Source organism: Veillonella atypica, from assembly GCF_041431435.1.
Taxonomy (GTDB): Bacteria; Bacillota; Negativicutes; order Veillonellales; family Veillonellaceae; genus Veillonella; species Veillonella atypica.
The window spans coordinates 141515-167408 of sequence record NZ_JAPVXV010000002.1; the positions used below are offsets into that span (position 1 = coordinate 141515).

At 40.4% G+C, this 25894-nt stretch carries 20 protein-coding genes and 1 CRISPR repeat array; of the genes, 1 reads left to right on the forward strand and 19 read right to left on the reverse strand.

Annotated features, from left to right (window positions below; all coding sequences use genetic code 11):
* Nucleotide 1 precedes the first annotated feature (1 nt).
* The 10 genes from O3598_RS03350 to O3598_RS03395 form a co-directional block, all read right to left on the reverse strand.
* Nucleotides 2–628 carry a hypothetical protein gene (locus tag O3598_RS03350; protein ID WP_316707906.1) on the reverse strand — a complete coding sequence of 209 codons (627 nt, stop codon included), beginning with the start codon at nucleotides 626–628 and terminating at the stop codon, nucleotides 2–4.
* Between the two features lie 134 nt (nucleotides 629–762).
* Entirely contained in the window at nucleotides 763–1329 is a 567-nt protein-coding gene (locus O3598_RS03355; protein WP_316707965.1) for a hypothetical protein, read from the reverse strand.
* Between the two features lie 8 nt (nucleotides 1330–1337).
* The gene (locus O3598_RS03360; protein WP_371451750.1) at nucleotides 1338–1916 is read right to left on the reverse strand and encodes a hypothetical protein; all 579 of its coding nucleotides are present in this window, start codon (nucleotides 1914–1916) and stop codon (nucleotides 1338–1340) included.
* 741 nt (nucleotides 1917–2657) lie between these two features.
* Nucleotides 2658–3878 (reverse strand): hypothetical protein, encoded by a 1221-nt coding sequence (locus O3598_RS03365; RefSeq protein ID WP_316707902.1) that lies wholly within the window; start codon nucleotides 3876–3878, stop codon nucleotides 2658–2660.
* 413 nt (nucleotides 3879–4291) lie between these two features.
* Nucleotides 4292–4870, reverse strand: a complete 579-nt coding sequence (locus O3598_RS03370; protein WP_371451890.1) for a hypothetical protein — start codon at nucleotides 4868–4870, stop codon at nucleotides 4292–4294.
* Between the two features lie 165 nt (nucleotides 4871–5035).
* A complete protein-coding gene (locus O3598_RS03375; protein WP_009660725.1) occupies nucleotides 5036–5743 on the reverse strand; it encodes a nicotinamide mononucleotide transporter family protein in 708 nt (235 codons plus the stop codon).
* A 155-nt stretch (nucleotides 5744–5898) separates the two neighbouring features.
* Nucleotides 5899–8319, reverse strand: a complete 2421-nt coding sequence (locus tag O3598_RS03380) for a hypothetical protein (protein ID WP_371451752.1) — start codon at nucleotides 8317–8319, stop codon at nucleotides 5899–5901.
* A 116-nt stretch (nucleotides 8320–8435) separates the two neighbouring features.
* Entirely contained in the window at nucleotides 8436–8951 is a 516-nt protein-coding gene (locus O3598_RS03385; RefSeq protein WP_371451754.1) for a hydrolase, read from the reverse strand.
* A 103-nt stretch (nucleotides 8952–9054) separates the two neighbouring features.
* The gene (locus O3598_RS03390; RefSeq protein ID WP_371451756.1) at nucleotides 9055–9993 is read right to left on the reverse strand and encodes a DNA-processing protein DprA; all 939 of its coding nucleotides are present in this window, start codon (nucleotides 9991–9993) and stop codon (nucleotides 9055–9057) included.
* Between the two features lies 1 nt (nucleotide 9994).
* Entirely contained in the window at nucleotides 9995–10639 is a 645-nt protein-coding gene (locus O3598_RS03395) for an amidophosphoribosyltransferase (RefSeq protein WP_371451758.1), read from the reverse strand.
* 577 nt (nucleotides 10640–11216) lie between these two features.
* Between O3598_RS03395 and O3598_RS03400 the strand changes: the two genes are divergently transcribed.
* Nucleotides 11217–12203 (forward strand): IS30 family transposase, encoded by a 987-nt coding sequence (locus O3598_RS03400; RefSeq protein ID WP_287510411.1) that lies wholly within the window; start codon nucleotides 11217–11219, stop codon nucleotides 12201–12203.
* Nucleotides 12204–12683: 480 nt separating this feature from the next.
* Here O3598_RS03400 and O3598_RS03405 read toward each other — a convergent pair whose 3' ends face one another.
* The 9 genes from O3598_RS03405 to O3598_RS03445 form a co-directional block, all read right to left on the reverse strand.
* Nucleotides 12684–14987, reverse strand: a complete 2304-nt coding sequence (locus O3598_RS03405) for a hypothetical protein (RefSeq protein WP_371451760.1) — start codon at nucleotides 14985–14987, stop codon at nucleotides 12684–12686.
* 495 nt (nucleotides 14988–15482) lie between these two features.
* Nucleotides 15483–16344: a CRISPR direct-repeat array (repeat unit 35 nt; unit sequence GTTTCAATACCGTAAACGGTAAGTACTGTTGCAAC).
* Between the two features lie 551 nt (nucleotides 16345–16895).
* The gene (cas6, locus tag O3598_RS03410; RefSeq protein WP_371451762.1) at nucleotides 16896–17699 is read right to left on the reverse strand and encodes a CRISPR system precrRNA processing endoribonuclease RAMP protein Cas6; all 804 of its coding nucleotides are present in this window, start codon (nucleotides 17697–17699) and stop codon (nucleotides 16896–16898) included.
* The gene (locus O3598_RS03415; RefSeq protein ID WP_371451764.1) at nucleotides 17699–19693 is read right to left on the reverse strand and encodes a TIGR03986 family type III CRISPR-associated RAMP protein; all 1995 of its coding nucleotides are present in this window, start codon (nucleotides 19691–19693) and stop codon (nucleotides 17699–17701) included. The genes cas6 and O3598_RS03415 overlap by 1 nt, the downstream gene beginning before the upstream one ends.
* A gap of 1 nt (nucleotide 19694) precedes the next feature.
* Nucleotides 19695–20258, reverse strand: a complete 564-nt coding sequence (gene csx19, locus O3598_RS03420; protein ID WP_371451767.1) for a type III-D CRISPR-associated protein Csx19 — start codon at nucleotides 20256–20258, stop codon at nucleotides 19695–19697.
* A 10-nt stretch (nucleotides 20259–20268) separates the two neighbouring features.
* Nucleotides 20269–21585 (reverse strand): RAMP superfamily CRISPR-associated protein, encoded by a 1317-nt coding sequence (locus O3598_RS03425; RefSeq protein ID WP_323725749.1) that lies wholly within the window; start codon nucleotides 21583–21585, stop codon nucleotides 20269–20271.
* 13 nt (nucleotides 21586–21598) lie between these two features.
* Entirely contained in the window at nucleotides 21599–23197 is a 1599-nt protein-coding gene (locus O3598_RS03430) for a hypothetical protein (protein ID WP_371451769.1), read from the reverse strand.
* Nucleotides 23185–23832 (reverse strand): RAMP superfamily CRISPR-associated protein, encoded by a 648-nt coding sequence (locus tag O3598_RS03435; RefSeq protein ID WP_316598761.1) that lies wholly within the window; start codon nucleotides 23830–23832, stop codon nucleotides 23185–23187. Before O3598_RS03435 ends, O3598_RS03430 begins: the two co-directional genes overlap by 13 nt.
* 4 nt (nucleotides 23833–23836) lie before the next feature.
* Complete coding sequence (locus tag O3598_RS03440; RefSeq protein ID WP_316598759.1) at nucleotides 23837–25417, reverse strand: Cas10/Cmr2 second palm domain-containing protein; 1581 nt, start codon at nucleotides 25415–25417, stop codon at nucleotides 23837–23839.
* Nucleotides 25418–25451: 34 nt separating this feature from the next.
* The gene (locus O3598_RS03445; protein WP_316598758.1) at nucleotides 25452–25814 is read right to left on the reverse strand and encodes a CRISPR-associated protein; all 363 of its coding nucleotides are present in this window, start codon (nucleotides 25812–25814) and stop codon (nucleotides 25452–25454) included.
* Nucleotides 25815–25894: the final 80 nt, after the last annotated feature.

A 25894-nucleotide genomic window follows, 5' to 3' on the forward strand; every position in this document is an offset into this window, starting at 1 on the left:
TCTATTTTGATTTTGCTTTGCCTTGTTTTTCATGTTGTTCTACAAGGGCAAGAAATTCTTTAAAGTTGTTGATTTTAACGGCTTGCCATGTGCCATCGTCAAGTTTCTTCATAGCAAGGTTAAACGTTACGTCTTGGTTAAGTTCTTTAGAGTTAAATGTAACAGGCACAACGGCGCTATTACCATCAACAGTGGCAGAACCAATGCTTTTGAACTCAAGATCTTTAATACCTGTTTTTTCTTTCATATCATCAGCTGCTTGTTTTTCGCGAGCATTTTGGTCTGAACTTTCAGGTTGCTTTGCGATAGCACTGTAAATTTCATTACTCAAAATAGGTACAATCTTAGGTTTCAAACCTTGGAACATCACCTCAGCAAGGCCTTTAAGTGGGTTATCCTTAATTTCAGGATCTTCCAGTTGCATAGCCACAACATCATCATAGCCTGAACCGATGATAGAATCTACATCTACATGTTTTTTGAAAGCATTCACATCGTGTTTTTCTACGGCTTCACGAGCAAGATTCAATGAATAGACAGGTGTTTTTGTAAAGTACAAGAAATACCAACCTAGAGCAATGGCCACAATGGCTACTAGTACGGCAATAATAATCTTCTTTTTAGACATAAGGGTCTCCTCTCATGCGGACACAATAGTATGTAACTTACTTTCAATTTTACACTAAAACCCTACTGTTTAGGAAATTAAATTCTATTTTATTCAAAAAAATGTATGATGTTGAATTCTATTCCGAACTGTTCTTATGGTTCATCATCATACGCTAATCCATATGCCTTCTGATAAATCAAATTAGGCAATGTATATCGTTCTATACCAAATATGGCAGGTAACATCATGGCCTCTATATTTGCTTGCTGAAGTGAGGCGCGAGCGCTACCATCATTGGTAAAAGCACCTGTGGCTTTCACCATACCAGTAATCCCAGAATTCTCATCCTTAGCACGCCAAATCGAAATATATGGTACATGAGTGCCTTGTTTAAGCCCTTTTTCATGCGCATTAATCAGATGGCGCAACGATTGATTAAGTTGGTAATCGTATTCGATTTGAATACCTTGAATGAGATTGGATGCTGGCATCAATACATACAGAGTGGCCTCAATGCGGCGGTGCCCGTTAGAATCTGCGATAGTTCTAATAGACTCAAGATCCAAGTATTTTCCATCACCTCGGCCAGAATCAACAGACGAGTCGATATGTTGGTATCGATTGGAATTCAATAACTCAGCTTGTGATACAGCATGTCCTTTCAAAGGTAGCATAAGACAAGTGAGTAAGCATAGAAAAAGAAAATATATGCGTTTCATCATCCACCTCACGGTATCACAATATCATCAAAATGCTGTTGATACACAGACATAAACATAGCATCTGCTAAATCATACATAACAATGTTTTTTCTATAAATCTTCTGATTTATAGTCTCATTAGGGAATAGATTCCGCTTAAGAGCACCATTTAATGTATATATAGCAACAGTGGTATCAGCCATAAATAACCCTGTATTGCTGTCACTAGCTTTCATTAAATCCATCATGGACGAATTGCGATTCATCATACGTGACGAATGAATTAAGGTCGCCAGCGAATGGCTCGTATCATAATTGACAGTCAACTGATTCTCAATGATCTCTTTTTGATATGATGAGGTGGACACCATATAATACGTACCACGCAACGTATATTGTGGCGGTGCATATTGAATAGACTCAATTGAATATGTGTTTAAATAAATATACACGCCCCCATTTTCAACAGGCGTATTATGAGCATATTCATGAGAATAAATCAGCTTAAACTGCGGCGATTCTTTAAGCTCTTGAAATGAAATCGCCTCTGTAGGCTTCGTGAAAGCTAGCAATACAAGGACTAGCATTAAAATACGTCGAATCATAAAAACTTCTCTCCATAAAACTAGTGAAACTATATCTCTCAATAAAATAAGCACAACCTTATTAGCATAAGTATACTATGCAAATAAAATTGTGCCTATTATTTGTTATTCATTCATATTTGACGAGATATAAGATTCTATCTATAATATAAATAGATAGTCAGACGAGTCGTAACGTCAGGCTCATCTCTAGTTACACAAAAACATGAAGAAATGGCCTTTCAGTTATCTAGTTACACTAGGCAACGGAGGGCTATTTGTCTTTTGTGAGACAAATAAGCGCTATTAAAGCCCCAAAGGCAATAACGACAGTTATTACCTGTAATAAGAGCATGATTATTTCATAATCACTCATAGGCTTATCCCTCCCTTCGATGACGAAGAGAGGCCCAACCTCGTCTAACTATCCTACAATTATTATATAGCAAACTAATATACGATACAATAAGCATTATATTATATAAATATACGAATAAACTAATAAAAGCCGAGCTAATTCTATGAATTAAAAGCTCGGCTTTTTTCATAGATATGGTAAGAATATAATCATTTATAAATCAAAATCTTACTGACTTTATCACCTTTTTGTTCAAGGCGATCCCAAGTTTTGCTCAACCAATTTACATCCGCTTTATAACGATAGCCACTTACCAATTACAGGCCTATAACAAGCTCTGTAATTACACTTTTACGTAACATAAAACCCTCTTAAAATTTACAAACTATATACTCACAACTGTATTACATTTTTTCTCGACTTTGCATGCGGATTACTTTATTTCTCAATGTTTCAATATTTGCAAAGTCAGAATATTCTACTGTGTTACGCAGCTGAATATGAGAATATGGCGCAGCCCCATCAGCATAAACTAAACTCATAATATATACATTTTTATCATCCCGTAAGAATCGATACATTATAGATGGTTTTCCTGGTTGATAGTTATCTACCAAAAGGCTAGGCACACCATTATTCCAAACAGATGCTGACTGAATAGGTGCATCACCTATAATTTGACTTTCTGGCTTTACCTCCGAAATTTCATTAATAAAAGAGTAAATATATTTATCATCTACTTTTACAGGTTTCTTGGCCACAACAAGTCGCATCCCTAAGCCACTATAGTCCCTTATTTCAGCAGAGTCCTTTAATGACTTTTGTGCTGTTAGTTTAAGCCCTTTAGGAATGCGATACATGAGATTATCCCAGCTGATACTTTCACTATAATGATCCAAGTCATCTAAAGAATGAATCGATGGAATTACATAATTACTCATAACGCGCTCGAGCTTATTGGTAACAGGCTGATTTTTGTAGCTAAGGCCTATCATATATTCTTGATTTGGTTGATTATCTAAACCAACTACAGCAACCATAGCAGGCGTATTCTCACCAAAAGATTCTGTATCAATAGCCCATTTACCATGTGAAATGCCAGGATATATGAACTCCCCTTTTCGCTCTGATTTTAGTTTGCCTAATGCATCATCATAATTTGGTTTCGTACCGATTGCAAAAAATATGGAATTCTCTCTTACAATAGATAAACGTTCACCATCACTGCGTTTTGGGTAATATTTACTTGCTAATAGTAATCCAGGGACAGATGCTCGGATGTTATTACGATCATCATGCAACAACACAACTGCAGTCTCATTAACAATTAAGTCCATCAGCTTTTCAGAATCGCTTGCTATCTGATTGACTTCATCTCGTGTTAGTCCCCAGTCAGTTATATACATTTCCATACGCTTCTTAGATTCAGAATGTAACTTTATAACATCACTAGCCCCTACATTACTCAAGCTATCGGCCCGATAATTCTCATACGCATTAGCAGGAATGCTCGCATCTGCCCCTGGCATAGGCGGCTGTCCGGCTGGTACTTCGATCTGTACAGCACTTACATTTATGGTGAAAGCAGTTGCTAGTAACATCATAATTATACTTTTACGTAACATAAACCCCTCTCTTTTTCTCTCCCATTACAACAAAATAAGCACAACCTTGTTAGCATAAGTATACTATGCAAACAAGACTTTGCCTATTATTAATAATTTTATATTTTAGTACGTATAAGTTTTTTGTATATATTTAGTATTTATAAGGTTTATCTCAATTTGACAATATATCATAACCTTATTATAATATAAGAAGATAGCCAGACGAGTCGTAACGTCAGGCTCATCTCGAAGGAATAATCTTGTGAAATGGCCTTTCTGTTATCGAATTATAAAGGATAACGAAGGGCTATTTACTTTTTGTAAGGCAAATAAGTGCTACAATAAGCATCATATTATACCGATTTATAGATAAACCTCTACCTAAAAATTCTAGGTAGAGGTTTCTTTTCATATCTACATTATACTATTCACTATAGTAAATAAGGTAATAAGTTATATTCTTTTACATCACTCAATACATTACTATTTCCATGTCGATCATGTTGGTATCGAATCAATACAACTCGATTTGTATACTTATTGAACACAAAAGATAGACCTTCATTGTGATAACCTATGTATTCGCCCACATAGTACCCTGTATATGTATCATATCCATGATAGATGTCTCCATAAGGTTCCGCTGGTCGACCCCATTCAGCATCATCAAGAAGCGGTCCATAAAGGGATTCTACTTCGCTTCTCGTCATCCCTACCATGGCCCCTTTATTGGTTGCATATCCTGATTTTGTAATATATATCATACTCGGTGGTGTACTATAATCCCATAATGAAATAATAACGGATTGGTCTGCAGAGATGTACATATCGTGACTAGAATAACGATGATCTGCTAACCATAACGAATAATGGTAATGATTCAAATAAGAGTACATATTCGAATTAGATTCTAAACCGGCTAAGACACCTGCATCATCAGTTTTGGCAAACGCAGTTTGCCCTATACAACCAATGATAAGAATAGAACTTAATAAGAATTTTACAAGCATATGTTTCAATAGACTCACCTCTTAAACATAACCATCAATACTAATCCCCAATCTATGCACCTCATCAAGCTTTTATTTTATAAACATTATAGCCTGTCTATACATAAAATAGCCAGTACCTCATTGTCGAGATACTGGCTATAAATCTGAATATAAGCAAAATGTTTATTTCGCTTCTTTATCATTCCAAACTAGCAATGCACCAATGGCATTAAGAATATAAAATACATATTTACCAACATTAGCAAAATTTCCTTGAGTGAATGCTTTTAGAAGCTGAACGATATTATAGACCATCCAAAATGGCCATTGCGTATTTAATTTTAGAGCGTTAAATAGATTAGCGATGAGAGATAAGGCAAATACAATCGTTGTAAGAATCGATAAGAAATTAATATGACCGCTAAACCCTATAAAGTTAGCTATGATAGAAAAAATAAAAGCCATCACGGTAATCATAGATCCTACCCATCGTTTTTGCGATGGACTCATCGTATTAGGAATTCCATCATGCGATGCTTTCCATTTTTTTATAGCAAATGTATAAATAATAAAGGTAACAGGATATGTAATAATCGCGGCTTTATTACCAAGAATGAAATCAATTACACCTGATAACACAGTATTAACAATGCCAAGATAGTTACCCCATTTGTTCAATTGGCCAGTAAATCGTGTAGACAACATAGAAATACCAACATTGATAACAGAAATAAGGCCAAATGGAACTAACGCAGTCCATGGTCCCCAATCTACAAATTTCTCAAGTCGAGAATTAAGATACCCTGCAGAGATTGCAATGCCAACTACGAGTGCCACGCCGATTAAATCAAACCATCTTGATGTAGCAAATTGTTTTAAATACTGTTTCATATGTATCGCCTTTCTACACAACATGTTTAAAACTGTTTTAACACAACACAAATTTCAATGCAATAGTCAATTTATATAATCCATAGATATAGCCAGTACCTCTCTTCAAAGATACTGGCTATTTTCATGCATATATACTATTCAAACAATATTATTTAGTGGAACACATAGCTCATCCAAGATACCAAAGCTTTCTTGTACTCATCAATGGTAGAGAATTTCGGTGTATAGTTGGTTAACCACTCGGTTAATGTAGGTTGTGTCGCCTCTGGGTCTACGGCAATTGGCAAGTCCCAGATGTTGCCATGTTTGCCTTCAAAGTAGCGCCATTTGTCTTGGGCGAAGCTCACCAAGGCGTAAGCCTTATCGTATTGCTCCTTCGCGAGGTCTAGTTTGCCTAGGCTTTCATTAATCTGAGCCATAATGCTATAATCCGACGCATTCCATGGATAGCCTAGTGCCGTGCCAGCCCAGCCAAATTGATACTCCTCATCGATAAGGGTTTGTAGATTCCGCTTATACATCTCGGCCCGACGGGTGTCGCCAAAATGAACGGCCAATTTCACCATGTATTTGACGCATTCAAGGTACGCGTAATGGTCCTGCGTATGGCGCGCATAGCTTGGATTGTCATAGGTTGCATCCCACAAGGTACCAAGTTCGTCCCAGCACGCTTGGTCCATGTGGTCTAGGTGAAAGTGCCATACGGCCTTGAGCCACAACAAGAACACCGCATTCGTATAGTTCCAATAGTGATTGCCCTCTGTATACTCGTCTTCCGTCTCATGTCCATTCTCATTTAGTAGCACATGCATCTGGCTAATCCAGTCAAAACGCATGGAGAAGAGCGGTGGATACACGGTTTCAATATAGCGTTCGTAGCCTAAACGATTATCCATTTCTACATAAAAATGCAACAACGCAAGTTGTAAATAATCAAGGTCAAAGGCACTCGACGGATTTGCCAAGTTATTAATAAACGCATCTGAATAACTTTCATACTCGAGCGGATCTTTCTCTTGGGCCTGAATCAACTCTTTTAAGAGACTTTCAGCCTCACTACGCCCTATGAAAGCATAGGCCAACGCCCGATACCACTTGGATAGACGACCTACTTTCAACATATACTCGTACTGCCACGAATCCGGTGATGGAATATCCGCATGAGCAACCACATCGTCTAGGAAATTCACGATAGGAATCATATTATGGTACATGCGCTCGCCTCGAATGGCACGCTGACACGCATCAAGCGCACAAAATATGTGGCAACATAAATCCACATCTACCGGTGGCATGTCGTCAGTATCGTTCATGCCAAAGGGGTCATTAAATCCAAATGGATCATCTAGGTCAGCTGAATCATCTAGGCTAAACGAACTATCCATACCAAAATGACTAGTCATACCAAACGGCTTGGATTCATCCAATACAGACAAGAGCTCATCACCCACCCCGACATACCGCTTGCGATACAAGTCCTGCACGCGGTCCACATAGGGAACGAGGACATCCAAATACTGCTTATACTGATGCACCCTCGGATGCAATTCAACACCGAGATTTGATGTAGACAGTTCCTGAATCACTTGTGCCACAAGAGGGAATACCTTCTGTTCTTTCACATAACCGAGCACGCCATCATCATAAGTAGGCACCTGCTGTAAGGTACGACGGACCATCGTATATTGGCTATTCCAACATTGCCGAATCAACGGATTCAGCCAGCGTTCACACTCATCATAAACATCAATAGTTGCCTCTTCAGAAGGCCCCATGTACATTTTATACATGGACTCACAAATATTTTGTAACAATACATCCTTCGACATAGTCTTGAGCGCTTCCGATTCCGTTTCCCCATCCATGGCCTGCACCATATAGGCGCCAAGCGCATCTGCAAGGAGTAAAAATTCAGAATGAACCTGTGTAGGCTCGGTCATTACGTAATGATTTGGCACCGAAAAGGCATCAACACCTTCACTGAATATATCCGCGTCCGCAGCCTTCATGTCCTCCAATGACTGTTGCAACACGCCAAGGGATAGTGGCGTTTCTATATGCTTAACATCGGATAAATAGCCATACGTCCCTTCATCAGAAAACACGGTCGTTATGAAATGACGTAGCATATTGTCGAATACATATTGTACTTCATCCTTAGGTGGGCGACCCTTTTGAAATAATAACTTGCGACCTCTGTGGCTTTTATACAAAACATACACCTCATACTCACCCGTACGAGGCTTTTCTAATAGAGGCTGTCCGTTATACGTACCGTAGCGGATAAACTCGGGCAAGGAAAACAAGAATGCGCTGCGACATTCCTCAAAGGGCTTGCCCATCTCCTCACATACGGCCTTAACGAACGCGCGAATCCGCTGCCGCTCTAGCTCAACATGAGGACCATTGACAACCACATCGTCTTGTTCCTCATCATAAAATGGAATGATTCCACCCGTATTAAAATCCAAGCCAAACAAAAACGTCGTCGTTTCCTTTCCCTCTATCGGCGGGAACAAGGATGGCCGGATGGCATTGAATATGCCCGTTGTGCTAATCGTAATGTGATGCATAATACCTCCTATATAACAAAACTCTATCTATCATTCTAATCTATCCCCGTCTTTTAGTCTGTGATGTCAAAATATGGAGTCCTCAAAAGGATACCATATTGAGAGCAACACACCTACTATGCAGCCATGACGGATACGCCGTAATCTAGCAATCGCTGAATTACGGTGGGGTCATCATCATAAAAACATAAATCCTTCGGCCCGCATTGAAATAGCGAGCAAAAATCTTGAATGGCGTGAACCACATCGCCTGCGGTCTTATCGCTAAACCGGATGGCCTTGTAATCCGTTACATTGTGAAAGTTTAATAGCAACCGCACGCGTTCTGGATCAGCGGCAGTCCACAGAGCGCAATGCTCGCTACCTTGGGTAATCAGTAAATGCGCCATTGCAAGGTTAAGCGTGGTTTGTTCCAAATGAGTCCGCACATAGGCCTGCTTATGGGATGTGATGAATCCTAATTCTTGGTCTGTAAGCTCTGGATACCAGCTACGCACCACATTCCGCGTAATGCGGTCCGGTATAGTAGTACGTGGTTCTAGTCCCACCTGGGCCAAGGCGTACACATAACCGGCTGTATTTAATTGATCTGTAAACACCAATGTGTTATCTACATCGACGATGTGAAACATAGAACCTCCTCTATCAAACTATACCTATGATTTCTAACTATGCCTAATATTTCTAACTATACTGTAATGGCACTGTAACCACACAGGATACCTATCACAGGACTTAAAACAGTGTATCTGCGAGTTCCAAAGCGGGGTTCACTAATTGAACGATATCCTCGACAGTGACTGCCAATGTATCTGCTTTACCCTTCGCCGCCACAAGTTGCCGTGCTTGTTGCGATGCTAGTAAACTGCGATTTAATTTCATATCCCGTGCATTATCATCAGTTGCAGCGTTATACATGGCACATGCCATATGGCCATATTTGCTAGCCTTTGCCATCGCATGACGGGACCCGCTATCCCCATCACGGCCTTCATAACTAGCAATAAGGATGACCGCCTTCGCAAATAAGGCTTGCAATCGATCTCGTTCCACAAAGCGGTTGATGGCTTCGTGCCGGCTATGCGGTTCATCGCAATACTCAGTAATGATGAGGCCCCCTGTTTCAACGATGCGCTCTGCCATATCGCGATGAGCAGCAGGGAATATAGAGTTCAAAGGTGATGGCAAGATGGCAATGGTTTTGCCCCCACAATCCATGCAAACCGTATGGGCAATGCCATCACAGCCCTTAGCGAGGCCACTCACAATATGCTGGTTATAATGAACTAATTGCTCAACAATCTTGCTTTCACGGGCCACCTGCTCATCGGTAGGCGTCGTATACCCGATGACTGCCACATTGCGGTTCAAATCGCCAAGCAGGCTAAGGTCGCCCTTGTAGAACAAGAGATAGGGCCGGTCGCCATTGGGCGCGCTGGTATTCACAATAGGAAAATCCGCATCAAAGCAGCACACGGCGCCGTCCATCCAGTCCATATCGTCGGCCGCTACGGACAACCTGTGCACCACCTCATCAATGTGAGGGATATCGTCCATCATGGCAAGGAATTCATCGGCTGTTTTCCACGTATTGTGAAAGCTAGCTCGCGATTTGATCTGATTGGTGGCTTGTTGAACAGCCCAAATTTTCAAAGCTATAGGTGAAATGTTCATGTTATGCTCCCCTTCTATACGCATTTCGATTGGTGTAGGCTACGGCGTAGAAAACAACGCGCGCCGCACCGGCATCGTATAATGCTTGAATACAATCTTCGTCAACATTAACTGTTTTTGTATAAATATCATCTATTAAAATAACCGTTCTCCCCTTGATGGACTCGTTCTGGATATCGCAAGTATCCTTGGTAATCCCTGGGTACGGCTCACTACCAGTATTATCAAAATTGGACACAGGCTTACGCAAGTGCGTCATCTTGGTGCTCGTATGGCGGAAAATAAAATCCGTACCGTCAATGACGGATAAATTGTCGCCCTGTAGAGCTTTCACAGTGTTCCGTACAGCGGCCTTAAACCCGAGCTGCCAATTGCACATACCAGACTTGGACCGTGGCACCGCCATGAGAATGGCCGTATCCAAACCTTCAGCATCCATAACCTGCGGAATATCCTGTATCATCAACGATGCGGCTTGCCTAGAGGCTGCTCGCAACGTATCGGGATGTGTAGAAACAAATATATTTTTCAAGGTGTTCAAATAATCCGGATTGCCTGGTTGCCCGTACCCTACATAATATAGGTGAAAATAACCGGCACAATCATGGGATAAAAAATCATTTTTCTGAATAGTAAATCGTTCCATAAAGGACCTCCGTGTATAACAACTCATATAACTCAAGTAATACAAACAACATACTAGGCTAAGCCCACCGGAAGAACACCACTTTGTCCGCCGCTTAACGCGGCTTTTCAAAAAGGGGTTATTTATATATTCATTCAAAGGAGGTAAATCATGATACTTGATGTTACAACCAATGGGCTTAACTTGTGAGTTTATTATACGGAGATTCCCTATGGGGAGATAATCAAAAAAACTAGGAACAAAAAAAGAGCCGTTTAAAACAGCTCAGAATGTATGTCCTACATAATTAATGATAGGACATACACATTAGATGAAAACGTGTTTGTTCATCTGTGTTTGACGATGAACACAAGCATCGTTATAATATAAGAAGATGGCTAGACGAGTGGATACGTCAGGCTCATCTCGGAAAACATAAAATATTAGGAAATGGCCTTTCTGTTATTGATTTTTCAGATAAAGAAAGGCTATTTCTCTTTTTCTAGCTTGAATTTATAATCTAAGTGCAACTAAAAAAAGATTCATGGCTTTCTGATAAAATAGTGTTTGCAAAGACATCTAAAAATCAGGAGGAGCCATGAATCATTATACTCATTTTACACTAAAAGAGCGCGAAATTCTAAAACATTTTATTGATATAGGAAAAAATCAAACAGAAATTTCAATTTTACTTGGGAAAAATAAATCGTCTATATCAAGAGAAATCAAAAGAAATAGTCAAAATGGCGAGTACATACCTTGTGAAGCCCATGACAGATATAAAAATAGACGCTTTAATTGTAAACCAAGAAAAAAGCTAGATAATCCAAGTCTATATGAATGTGTAAAGAATTTATTTTTGAGACATCAATGGTCTCCGGAACAGATCTCCTCTCGATTGAAATTTGAAAATTCAAGCTTCACTATTAGCTACAATACAATTTACAGGGAAATATATAATGGTCGTTTTGATGAAAAAGAACTATCACATGGAAATAGAGGAGTTGTTCGCAAACTACGACATCGTGGTAAAAGTCGTCATACAAAAAATTATGAAGAAAGACGTGGAAAAATTCAAATTAGTAATTTAATTACAGATAGACCAGATCCTGCAAATAATCGAGAACGATTAGGTGATTGGGAGGCTGATACAGTTATGGGGCAGACTGGTAAGGCTTGCTTAGTAACATTAACTGATCGAAAAAGTAGGTATCTGCTATGTAAAAAAATTGCAAAAAAGAATGCATTTTTAGTCAAACAAGCGATGATTAAGCTTTTAAAAAATCAACCTCTAGAAACAATAACTCCAGATAGAGGGAAAGAGTTTTCTAAACATGCAGAAATTAGTCAGGAGTTGAATTTAGTAGAATTTTATTTTCCATTACCACATCATCCTTGGCAAAGAGGAACAAACGAAAACACCAATGGATTGCTTAGAGAATATTTCCCGAAAACTGTGGATATTAATCAATCAGATAGCTATGTTGAAGCAAAAATGAAAGAAATAAATCTTAGACCGCGCAAATGCTTAAATTGGAAAACTCCATACGAGGTTTATCATTCAGTAGAGTTGCATTTGACTTGACAATTCAAGAGACAAAAAACTCTATTAATATCCTAGCAACAACGACTGTGATCATCTATATTTGACGATGAATGAAACCGTCGTTATAATATAAGAAGATAGTCAGACGAGTAGACACGTCAGGCTCATCTCTAAATTACATATACATGTAGAAATGGCCTTTCAGTTATCAAATTATCAAAGATAACGAAGGGCTATTTGTCTTTTCCTAGACAAATAAGCGCTATTAACGCCCCAACGGCGATAACCACGGTCATCACCTGTAATAGGAGCATAATGATTTCATAATCACTCATAGGCTTACCCCTCCCTTCAATAACGAAGAGAGGCCCAACCTCGTCCAACTATCTTATGTTAATTATATACCAAACAAATATACGATACAATAAGTATCGTATTATAGAGATTTATAGATGAAAACTCTACCTTAGAAGATCTAGGATAGAGTTTTTTGTGTTTGTAGGAGGAAATTGCCAGCAATCAACTAAACACATAGCTCATAATTGATGCTAACACCTTTTTATATTCATCGATTGTAGAAAATGCTGGTGAATAGCTTGTAAGCCACCCAGCTAGATTATGTTTGTCTCCATTAGGTTCTACATATGTAGATAGCCCCCAACGATTCCCATATTTAGCTTCAAAATGTTTCCACTTAGCTTGTGAATAAGTAGCTAGAGCATAAGCTTTATCATACTGCTCTTGAGCAAGTTCCATGTTTCCTAACTGCTCATTAACTTGAGCCATTGTATAATACTCCGGTTCATTCCAAACATATCCAAGTTCAGCGCCATCCGTGAATATATAGGAATCAAAATAATACTCTAAATATTCTCTATACTTTTCCATGCGATTTGTATCACCAAAATGAGCTGCAAACTTAACGAGATACGTGAGGATTAATTGATGAGCGGTAAAATCATGTGCATTCCACAAACACATTTCATTGTTATAGTTCGTATCCCATAATGATGCTAATGTATGCCAAAATGCTTCATCAATACGATCTAAGTAAAAGTGCCACAACGCCTTAATCCATAGACAGAATAGACCATTATTATAATTTTCATAATCCGTCTCATCTATATTACCTAGCAATGTATGCATTTGACTCATAAAATCAAAGTGATTTGGGGAAAGAGAAGGATATGTAGTCTCAATATATCGTTCATAGCTCTTACGATTATTCGTTTCCACATAATATTGCAATAATGCATAATGCAAGAAATCTAAAGAAAATGCATTTACTGGTTCTGCTATATCCGCTACAAATGCTTCTGATTCACAATGATAGATTAACGGTTCCTCTTCCTGATCCTGAATCAATTCCTTAAAAATACTTTCAGCCTCGCTACGACCTGTGAAAGCATAGGCTAATGCTCTATACCACTTGGATACGCGAGATACTTTTAACATATATTCATGCTCCCAAGAGTCGGTCGAAGGAATATCAATTTTCCTTACAAGTGCATCTAGGTAGTCCACGATAGGAAAAACACGTTCATACATATGATATTTCCTAATAGCATGCTTACATGAATCAATGGCACAATATATCTGACAACATATTTCACTATTAAGATTCCCTTTTATATTAGGAGGACAATCGCATTTAGGGAATAGAGATTGATTATACAATTCTAAAATTGAACCAGAAATATACGTTTGCAAGCTATTGTTTGATGAATGCATTTCTGCTATTAGTGAATCTACATCTTTATCATAGGCCAACAAGAAATCTAGATATTCTTTATATTGCTCTTGCTTAGCATGTAGTTCAATACCGAGCTTAGATAGCGAAAGCTTTTTAATAGCCGCTTCTACTAATGGAAACACTGTACTAGCTTTCACGTATGCTAATACCCCATCATCACACCGTGGTACTTCACGTAGTGTATTACGAAATGCAGTGTATTTGCTATACCAAAACTGCTCTATTAAATTATCCACCCAAGAATTACATTCATCATATACCGATATATGAGCATCACTAGAATCTATGAATAGTCTGCACATCGGTTTACAAATATCGCGGAAAAATAGGTTGCTAGATAAAGAGACTAACTGTTCAGATTCTGTATCGCCCTTCATTTCTTGCACCATGTAAGCACCCAAGGCATCGGCAATGAGAAGAAATTCAGAATAAACTTGATTGGACTTATTCATTACATACTGAGTAGGGGTAGATGATACTTGGATTCTATCAAATGGAATATAATCCTTAACTACATTATCTAATGTCTGCTGTATAGTATATACCGATAAAGGCGTTTCTATGTTAATTGAATCTGATATATATCCAAAATTCCCCATATTAGAAAACAGTTTTGTTATAAAATAACGTAACATATGGTCGTATACATATTGAGCTCTTTCCTTGGAAGAACCACGTTCTTGAAATATTAATCTACGACCTTCAACACTTTTATACATAGCATAAATCTCATACGATCCATTTCGTGGTGTTGATAACAATGGCACTCCATTGTAGGTGCCATAATGAATAAATTCAGGCAAAGCAGAAAGCAATGTACTACGACACTCTTCAAAAGGCTTGTCCTCATCTTTGCAAACGGCTTTAACAAATTCGCGAATCCGTTTACGCTCGAATTTAATATCTTGATCCTCTAGTTCATATTTTTTGCTGCTATCGAACTCATCTATATAAGTAGAGAAATTCAAAGCAAATATAAATGTGGGAGCCTCCTTTTTCTCTACAGGCGCAACCAATGATGGGCGAATTTCATCAAACATACCTGTGGTGCTAATTGTAATATGATGCATACTAGTCTCTCCTATTTTATATACAAACAACATAATTAGGTTAAGCCACTGAAAGAACATCAGTACATTATCTAAGGATTACTTTTATAAAAAATCTATTTTATTTGTGTATTCATCATGGAGGTATATATCATGTCACACGATGTCACAATCAGTGAGCTTAACTTATGAGTTCATTATAGGGAGATTAAAAATATAGCGAAAATAACTTTTACTAGGAATCAAAAAAGAGCTGTTGTATAACAGCTCTAAAATAATAATTATGCTTTTGATGTGGTAGGTGCTACTTCAACACGTAAAAAACAATACGCATGTATTGATTTTGATTTGTTTCAATACCATAAAACGGTAAGTACTGTTGCTTTATCACCTCTGTTTTCCCTTCCCTCTGGTCAGGGACTAGAGATGTGCGGGCCTCATCGTCGCATACAGCAAGCGGTAGGTACTGTTGCAACTCTAGCAGACATGAATAGCTTCAAGGCACCATATCATCCAGTTTCAATACCGTAAACGGTAGGTACTGTTGCAACTATCAATGGGCGAACGATTACAAATTAGTTCCGATTGAAGCAGTGTTTCAATACCGTAAACGGTAAGTACTGTTGCAACTTTATGCAGTTAAATCTGTTAAGAAGCATATGAAGGAGGAGTTTCAATACCGCAAGCGGTAAGTACTGTTGCAACTTACAACGACATCGGGTTTAAGAATATCATTGCAACTAAGTTTCAATACCGTAAACGGTAAGTACTGTTGCAACGTTACTTTAATGTTCTTGAAATGAGTCATGGTACTCATGTTTCAATACCGTAAACGGTAAGTACTGTTGCAACTTGGGCTGACCTAATGAGCATCGTAACTGACGAACTATCTCGTTTCAATACCGTAAACGGTAAGTACTGTTGCAACCTACAAGTGTAGCGTCCGATGTCGTGAGATATTATAACGGTTTCAATACCGTAAACGGTAAGTACTGTTGCAACTTTATCAGCTGCTTTGAGCATAGCAGCATATGAGATTTTAGTTTCAATACCGTAAACGGTAAGTACTGTTGCAACCTGCTGACTTTGCATTAGAAATGTCTAAAAAAGTTCAACGTATGTTTCAATACCGTAAACGGTAAGTACTGTTGCAACAAAACAAAAATTTCTATGGAATTGTCTCTCCAGAGTTTTGTGTTTCAATACCGTAAACGGTAAGTACTGTTGCAACTTAAATTAAGTTTATATGCAACATATGGTGTTAAGAACTTGTTTCAATACCGTAAACGGTAAGTACTGTTGCAACCTTGTAAAACAAATGTAGAGGGCGAAGATTTGGAATTGTTTCAATACCGTAAACGGTAAGTACTGTTGCAACAGCAGGCCTTACAAAGCCAGTATTCATGGGGCTTAAAAATAGGTTTTGGAAAACCTCACACCGTAAACGGTAAAAACACGCTCCCATTTGATCCACAAGGCCTATGGATATAGATAAATACTGGAAGAAAATGATTTTTCTTAAGATACAGTTATTATAAGGGTTTATAGATTTTACGTCAATAATTTAATTCATTTCCTATTCATTTATTATCACAAGCATTATTTAAATCAAATAGAGTATTCCTTCAACAATATGAATCTCAAAACTAATATACCAAAATAAAAATAGATTAAGCCCACCAGCTAAAGCACCATGGCATCCGCCGCAAGGACGGTTCCGATCAAAGGGTCTGTGTATTGTATATCGTTATGCTGTAACGATATGGGTCGCGGAGGTAACGACCATGCTACATGATGCTCTAACTCGTAGGCTTAACTTGTGATTTCATTATACGTAGTTTTCACCTAATGGGATAATCAAAAAAACTAGGAACTAAAAGAAACCTGCTGAATATCAGAATCGATAACCAGCAGGTTTCTTTGAAGCCGTTATTTTCTATGCAACGTCACCTTTACTTGCCCCAGTCCTTGACTAGACAATCGTCCTACACCGCAGTGTTGACCAAAGGTTGCTAGAATAGTGATGAGCTGTCGTTCTTCGTCATTTAGTTTGGACAGATTGAATGTAAAGCCACCCACAAATCCGGTAATGCCTCGATCACGACCAAAATACACGCGTTTAGTGTGCCCTTTCCAATCGGTTAGGACGATGCGTTCGCACAGTTCTTTAATGCGTGCTTTGTCCAAGGTTTGGTCCTCATCGCCAGCATTCCACTTATCCACTATGGATGCAAAGATAAGCTCCGCCGTAGGGAATGTAATGTCTCCGTAAGTGCCATTAAACGATGTAGGTGTAACAAAATCGATTTCCACCCGTTTCGTAGGCTTAGCCGCAAGGCATCGTTCTACCAATGTTAAAGTATTCTCTCCCGATAACGGAAGATCAAAGGGTGCCTCATATTGCACATCTACAGCCATTGCCTCAAGTGGTCCAATTTGTAAGGATAGTGGTTGTGGTATCTCTTCGAGAATATACCACAACTCACGATGCCACACACGGATTCGTAAGTAAACCATATCCCCTTTTTGGATTGTAGCATCACGGCGTTTTCTGCCATATTGCAATGATACGGTAAATGGTTTGATACCCGATACATCATGCCAATACGTACCTGCCGCTTCATCGATAGAACCGATGAGAGAAAATACGGCCGCATGGAGGAATCGACCTGGAAATTCAGGCAATTTACATGAGTTCTTCGCCTTAAGGGCTAATGTTACAGTACCTAGCATTATTTAGACCACTTTTCGATGAAGGATTTCGGCATATCCAGTTTACTGCGATATTTAATGCGTTCATCCATCTTATTATTTTTGATGGTCATCATGGAAATACCTTCGGTCCAGTTCTTAACCGCATTCGGACCATTGGCAATATTCCAATCCATCATCATATACAAATCATCGAGCATTGCATTATATGCTGGTTTATCAGCACCTAACACATCATCGCAATAAGCTGTAAACGCTTCTACATAGTCTTTACTATCCATTGTACTTTTGCCAGTATTCCATGTATCGTTTTCAAACAAGACAGAATAACGGCTAGTATTATCAAAAATCGTTACATCTGTGTCGAGTTTAACGCTACCAAAACCGATAGATTTCCCCATACCGAGTTTGTAATATGTCCGACGTTGTCCACCGGAATATTGATCTAAATTAAGAGACATAAGCAACGCGCCGAGTTCTACATCGCTAAGGCGTTCAAAATGGATGCGACTGGTGAAAGTAACCCCTCTATCCACAGGACGGATTTTGCGTGTGCCTTTGATTTCTTTTTCTTCGGCTGTACGCGTCCAGTCCTTCGCTTTTGCAAGCGGTTGATGCCAATACATCTTATAACCACGCAAGGATGCATGTTCATGACCCCAATGATTATACGTATTATGGTCATCCACGTTTTGTTCCAAATAAAGTTGGAATGATGTTGGATTTGGTCCCATCAATGGATGTGGATAATCGGATGGGCACATCTTAAGCGTTCCCTGTACGTGTGCATCGGAGAAGGATATACGACCAGCCCAGTTATCTCCGTAACCAAAAACGCTATCGCACAAATCTACGCCATTATTATGTTGTTCCAAGGAATTTGGCAAGTGATCACTAATTTTCAAATCGTAAGCAATACGATAGAAACGACCATGACCAAAATGTTCAACGAGGCCATCTTTTTCAATAAAGAAACAAGGTACGACAAATTTTACATCCGAGCAATGAGTATACTCTTTGGCCGCTTCGCCAGATTTCCCCGTTTTCTTGTCTAACAAATCTAATGTGCCACGGTTCTTATCGTCTGCGTAGCTTTCAATACAAGATTGAGGAATCGGAATGCGTTTATCAAAGTTGCCCGGTTTAGTAATGCGCATGTAAGATTTTTTAGACCGCATAGGGCCTGTATGAATGTTTACATACGTATTCATCCAATCGATGGACGCCTTATCCTTTTTAAGCTCCATGCCGTCATTATCCATGTAGGAACATTTCTTAGCATCACTAGGAGCAACAAAATAATCATTATTCACGGTTTGAATGATGAAACCAGGTGTTGCCTTTGTAGCAGCCTTGTATTCACCCTTACCATTTTTCTCCATGCCCACCATGCGTTCTGCATAATATTCTTTAAGAGATTTAATAGCGCTCGCAAAGTCACGGAAATAAAGATATCTATCTTCAAAATCGCCTAATCCTGTACCGCGTTGGTACGGTCTAAAGCTACTAGCCGTTACGATTTTAAAGATTTCTTTTACCATGCCCTTAAGGCTAGAGCCTGGGATGGTTGGATTGTTTTGACCACCGTAAAATTCGAGAGGCGTTGTATCCTCTTGTTTCGATGGACCACCAATGAATAATGGTGTTTCCGTTGTAATGGTGAGGTCAATATATCCAGTATGTGTACCCATTTGCGTAACATGGTCGCGGTATGCATCCATAACGTCCTTTGTAACGCCTTCAAAATTTCCGTCATAGAATTCGGCAGGAATCACGTGACTTGGCAAGCGCACAAAATTGTACGATGCGCTGGCAGGTGTAGACGGATATTTGCTATTGCCATTGCTTCTAGCCCCGCTATTACCATAGGAATTATTGTAACCGCCGGAACGACCTTGACCACCACGGCCACCGCCGCGCGGCTCCGTCGCCTTTTTGATATCAAAATCCGAACCATTTACACGTTGAAAGAAGGCGGCACTAGCCGCATGTTTATTCTTTGCTTTCTTAGCCATACTACGCCTCCTTGTCTACGATGCTCACATACCGATAATCGGTATAGCTCGCTTGATGATTATTTAAATAACCAATATAATTGCGTGTTGTTAAATAACAATACTGTTTTGTAGCTGTTACAGGAATGATTTGTGAAAGCTTACGTCCAGTATCAACCAAATGGGTAAATCCGTCAATGTCATGCAATTGTGCATAGCCCGCATCATTTTCACCGATCATACGAGATGTGGAATCCACGTAGGATACGCTTTCACCAGATGCATCGGAAATGTAGCGATATACTACGGAACCATTTTGAACGGTAATGCGCAATTCTTCTGTATCGTTAAAGATGCGCATCTCTTGCAAATAGGCATGTTCAACAGCAGTGGAACCATCGGAGAATTGAAATGCACCATTCTTGTAATAGCCCCATTTTACTTCGTGCACAGACCAGATAACGACGAGGCCATCATGTTGCATATGTTCCTTCGCAACAGAAGCGATATTCATATCTGCTAGGGCGCCACAGGTGCCGCTAGTTTTCGTATATACGCCTTCTTGGCGTTGTAATTCTTTACTCATAGCAACCTCCTTAGCCGTTTACCGTTTCTTTAATACGTTGTTGCAACGCAATCACTAAGTTTTCAAGATGAGCTGCCTCGCCAGCAGTTACCTTACCGTTGCCGTCGATGGTATAGCTTTCACCATGATACTGAACGGTAACAGATTTGCCTTGCACACGGCCATAACCGATTGTACGATTTGCGCCCAATGTAACTTGACCCGTCATGAGGTCCTTCACGAGAAGCATCACAAGGCCGGCCTCCGCATCATTGCAGTTCTTAACGGTCATGCGCAATGGGAACGTCACAGCATCACCCTTAGTATTACGCACCGGATGGTCTTGGAACAAGGCGCCATTCATGGCACCACCGGTGAAACGATCCACGCGGATACGAGGTTGTTCCTCTTGATTGAACTGTTTATCAAAGTAGATTTCATCGACCATGACACGGCCCTTACGGCTATCCTTATCATCGTCATTACTGTATCCAAAGAGCGTATTAACGAGTTCATCATTCGATCCGATAGCTTGTAGGATACGACCACATTGGTGACGCAATACCCCTTTAACGGATGTACCAGGAACGAAAAGCGTTACAGATTTATCTCCCCAGGCTTCTTCAAAGATGGATTTAATAAGCACCGTATCTTCTAAATACGCATCCATATTGATAACTAAATCGCGGTCAGCTACGAGGGCTTGCTTAGGAATGGCTACGGAGGCACCAGATTTGCCAGTTAACCACGCTTTTACATGCTTTGGTTTCGTAAAGTCATAGTGCTCTAAGGCAATATCCTTACAAGCAACACGGCCGAAACCGTTCACCGTACGAGCACCGATAGCGATGCCATGTTGCAAGGCATTAGCCAAGGCAGCAAGGGCCTTTTCCATTTTCTCGCCTTGTTGTTCGTGACAACGACGGGTAACACAATCGATACGCAATTGACCAGTAGCACCGGATTCAATCACCTCGAAATCATATTTAGCGCCATCTACGGTTACACCACGCACATCATCAATGCGAATGCCGTCACGTACGACAATATTCGTATCTTCTAAAGGAATGTCGTTGATTTGTAGTGCACTTTGAGTTCCCTTATCGTCGATAGAGCCGAATAGTACCAATTCCGCATCAGGTACAAGACCTTGCAAGGCTTGACGCAATACACCAGCCAAGGATGTGCCAGGAATGAATGGTTGCCCATCATGGTAGGTCACCACGATATCATCAACCGTATCGTTCAATATATCATTGCTCACGCCAGCACGGATAATCAGTGGGCTCATGAGTTTGACAGTACCAGTCAGAGTGTACCGTCCTATAATACTTGCAGAGTTTAACATACGACGGTCCTCCTTACTTAACTTTTCTAATATGTCTAAAGAAATACAACCAATATTCGTAAGCTACTGTATCAGCTAATTTCGCTGCATCGAGGCCCACCATATCGATGAGTTCTGTTGGAATTTGGTAATAGGAACCGCTTGTGCCAGATTTAGACAAGCACGCATTCACTAACAGGTTTGCATCAAAATCGATGATATAATCCATCAAATTAACGCGTTTCGTTTCACTGCTCGTGTATGCATGTTCCAATTGGAATTCACGCAAATTCTTTTCAAGCACCTTTTTATCCGCCTTAGTTTGCTCTACAAAATCTTGCAATTGGCGATGGCCAGTGGCATGATCTGTACCGAGTTCAGCCAATAACACAGAAGCGAAATGCTTGGAAATACCACGAGCATCCATGGTACGTTTAATATAGGTATCCACATCGTGAGCAGCATGTAACCGTGCATTCAAGACGATTTGTTTTTCCAATACCTTCTTCGCAATACGGCGCGTTGGTTTGTGTAAAGACGTAAGTATTTCTGCTTTTGCCTTACCTAATGGCACCATCGTACCTTCCAATGGTGTCCAAAGGCGGCCTTGGCCATACCCTTCTTGCACGCGAGCGCCCATACCGTTATATAAGATATGTTGCAATGCGGCTATATCATCAGTAGACCAGCCAGAGGCTTTCACCAATTCTACTACACTACCTGCAGAAGCAGCTGATTCAGCACTGCTACGAACACCCCAGATGCTATTAAAGTTTTGTTCCTCTTGGTACGATGCGAACACACCACCGATGGTAATGTCGGAACCAATAGATGCCATCGCACGACCCACTACATCGTGAAGGGATTCCGTGCCAAGTAACAATGGCGTATGCAAACGTACATATACGGAATTGCCTTTACTAGTTGCCATTGGCACAGGCGTAATATCGCCAATCGTAACGGTACAGTGACCGTATTCCGTACGGCGAGAACGACCGATATGGCAATCCAAATCCTTAGGGAATTCGCGAACGAAGGATTCCAAAGCCTCTTTAGGACCTACCACGGATCCAACGAATACTTGATTTGGTTCTAAATATTCATAGTTAAAAACTGTACGGCCATCACTGCTACGGCCTTGTACACGTTCTTGTTCAGATGAGCGAGACATGTGCAATTTGATTGCTGTTTCCACAGAAACCGGGCTGCACTCTGTACCGTCTAGTACGATAAATCCCTTTACGCCTTTAAAGCCAAGTAGATTTTGTTTTTCTGGTACATCGTATTCTTGTTTTGCATAAAATGAATCGACCACCGTATTAGATAAAAACTTGGTTTCTTTAGCGGCATTCTTATTTTTTTGCAAGCTCAATGGCGCAGGGAATGATGTACCCTTCACCGTATCTTTATAGGCAGACACGAAACGTAAATCGCCGTAGAACAAATCCATAAAGTCCTTATTCATATGCGCTGTTTTGCCAAGGTTATGAGATTTAATAAACTGAGTGGCAAATAGGCCGCGCAAGATGCGTCCGTCAATGGATCCGCGCGTAGCGGTCAACACGCCTGCCGTAGAAGAATTGGCAATGAGCGTTGGGGATTGTATAGTGACCGTAATATTTACTTGTTCCATAGTTTACCCCCTATTGTATCTACATCAAATGCTTTGTCATCGATTTTGCATACCACTTGACCGAACCCACGGTTTCGCTTACCGCCGATGCCCGTCATATTGCGAACGGCACAGCTCAAAATATAGCGGTCCGTATCTGTCATATCCTCTATATCGATGTGGCCTTTGAAGGTAAGGCCTTTGTTAAGCACGCGAGAGTTGTGCAAGGTTCCTTCCATAGCGGTTCCTGTCGTTTGGTCGATAGATGTGTAATACCGCATGGATGTGTATTCTTCGAGAACGCGGTCCTTGGTAAATACTGTTGGATATTGTTCCTCTAGTTGCGCCAGTTCACGAGATACCACGTCATAATCTGAAATGGTCAAATTTGAGATGGACAATCTAGGTTCATCCGTAACACCTTCTAGACGGTTGAATAGGACTTTCACATCATCCGTCGTGAACGCCGTCATCTTAGCGATTTCCATCATTTCCGCCACCTCAAGGGCGCTTTCATATAACACACCGCGCACCCGTTTCGCCGGAATGAAAGGAATTCCGTAACGGTCATGAACGATGGTGCTGTCCGTATTCACGTCGCCTTGGCCGGACATCAGCATGGTTGGCGACAATAATTGTATGGTTAATGTGTACATATACTTACTCCAATCCAGGCAATACATAATCCATCAATTCAATGGCATCCGTATACGGTGTGCGCATATGGCCGTCAATCTTGGCCCATAGTTTGTCTGTGAAAGCTTCCCAGCCGGCTACATTTGGCAATGATGCCCCTGTGTTGCGCAATTGTTCAAGGAATACGGTCCACATATGTTCATTATCTTGCAATACGGAACGCAATTCTTTCACCTTATTATGAGCCATTACCTTACCAGCATTGAATTGAGCTGTACAATCCAATACTTGAGGCAAACCTTCTATATCACCAGAGGCTACGGATTCTGTACGGCCATAAACACGGTATGGACCAAAGTGCATATTGCCTGTTAAGCTGCTATATTCATTGGCAAAGAATTGTTCCAATGTTGGCGCTGTTTCGCCATGTAGGAAGGCAAAGTCCATCCAGCAGGATTCTGAAATTGTATGGGATTCATTGTATACACGCATCTTGGATTTCGCACTATCGCAGAGCTGTTCCGCCATTTCGTAGCCTCTAAAGAATGGGTATGATGTAGGAATGACAGCAATACCTGCACAGGACGCAATGGACATACCATCCGCATCACTCAACAATTGTTGCATCAAGAATTGTGACGTTTGCACCGCAATACGAGCATTACAGATGAATGTAATATCATCACCACCTACGATGATAGGTCGAATTGGCATCATGTTTGGTTTCAATTCCAATTCTGCATCTAGCACATCATAGTGATCGATAATCCATTCTACTGTGGCCTTAAAGCTAGCCAATGTTTTTTCATGAACTCGCTTGGACAAGGCGCTGCGCTCTTCCAATGTTTTGCAGGCTCTAAAATGAGCACCCATATTGTTACCGTCAATATGAACAATAGCAATGTCGTTGATACCCGTTTTGCTATTGTCTGTCGATTGGTTTTGACCCAAGTCTTCAAGTTCAGATGGGAATACCCACTCTGTATCTTCTGTGCCGAATAGGTCGAGGCTCAATCGTTTATTGGCTGCGTCAAAGGCGTTGAATTTAGCAGAAAAGGACGTAGATACAAGGCGTTTTTCACCTATTTGTTCCGTTGTATCCGCTACATCACCGCTAAAATCGCAAATCGTCGTCAAGCCCGTATTGGCAGGTGTCACAATCGGATGTAGGGTATATTGATTAGTCTTTAATTGTGCATACAATACGCCTAAATCACTAGAGAACTTGTCCTTATCAAGGGTAATTGTTCCCGATGTAGCACCCACCTTGAGGGATGGATATTTTGTCAATACGCGAGTGGTAAACTGCTTAATCATATCCGCAACGAGTGCTTCATGAGCTTCGTCAATCAACACCAAAGCATTACCGCCGCCGATGTACGCCACATACACAGGCGTTGGCAATGCCGCAAGGCTTTCACCACGACTTAACCAAGACGTCGTATCCGCCGCCACCCCCATATTGTTAATGACATCATCGCACAATACATTCTCAAATAATCGGTCCACAATATAGGAAGCCCCAACATTGGCCTTTAGTTTATTGTTCGCGAAGATGTACTTTTGAATAGACTGCACATCAAACAAAATCGCATTTACTTGCATAGGCTCACTCCTTACCTATAAAACACAACACGGATTAGCGACAATACTCGCGGAATTGGACGAACTGAAAGTTCACGATTTTCTCGTTCACCCCATCCCCGTAGGATTCCTCGACCACCCGTTCACTGGTAGCTGCCACAACGGTAATCCCGACAGCGAGCAATCGTTCCACTAAGGCGTGACAATAAATGAATTCCCCTTGGCAGAGCACCGCCGTTGGATGCAAGGCGATAATACGCGCTGCATATTCTTGCGCCAACTGACTAATGTCTGCCGAAGATGCCATCGGATCAATCCGAGGGAATGGCATGTCCATAATGATCCCATATTGACGCCCTGCATCGAGCTGTGTATCCGACCAATACTGGGACAGATGATTCGTGTGGTTAATAAACATGGAATCCCCTCTTTCATGAAATGCGATACGCTTAACTTCATTTATACTTCATCTTAAATAATAGCAAATACTGAGAAAAA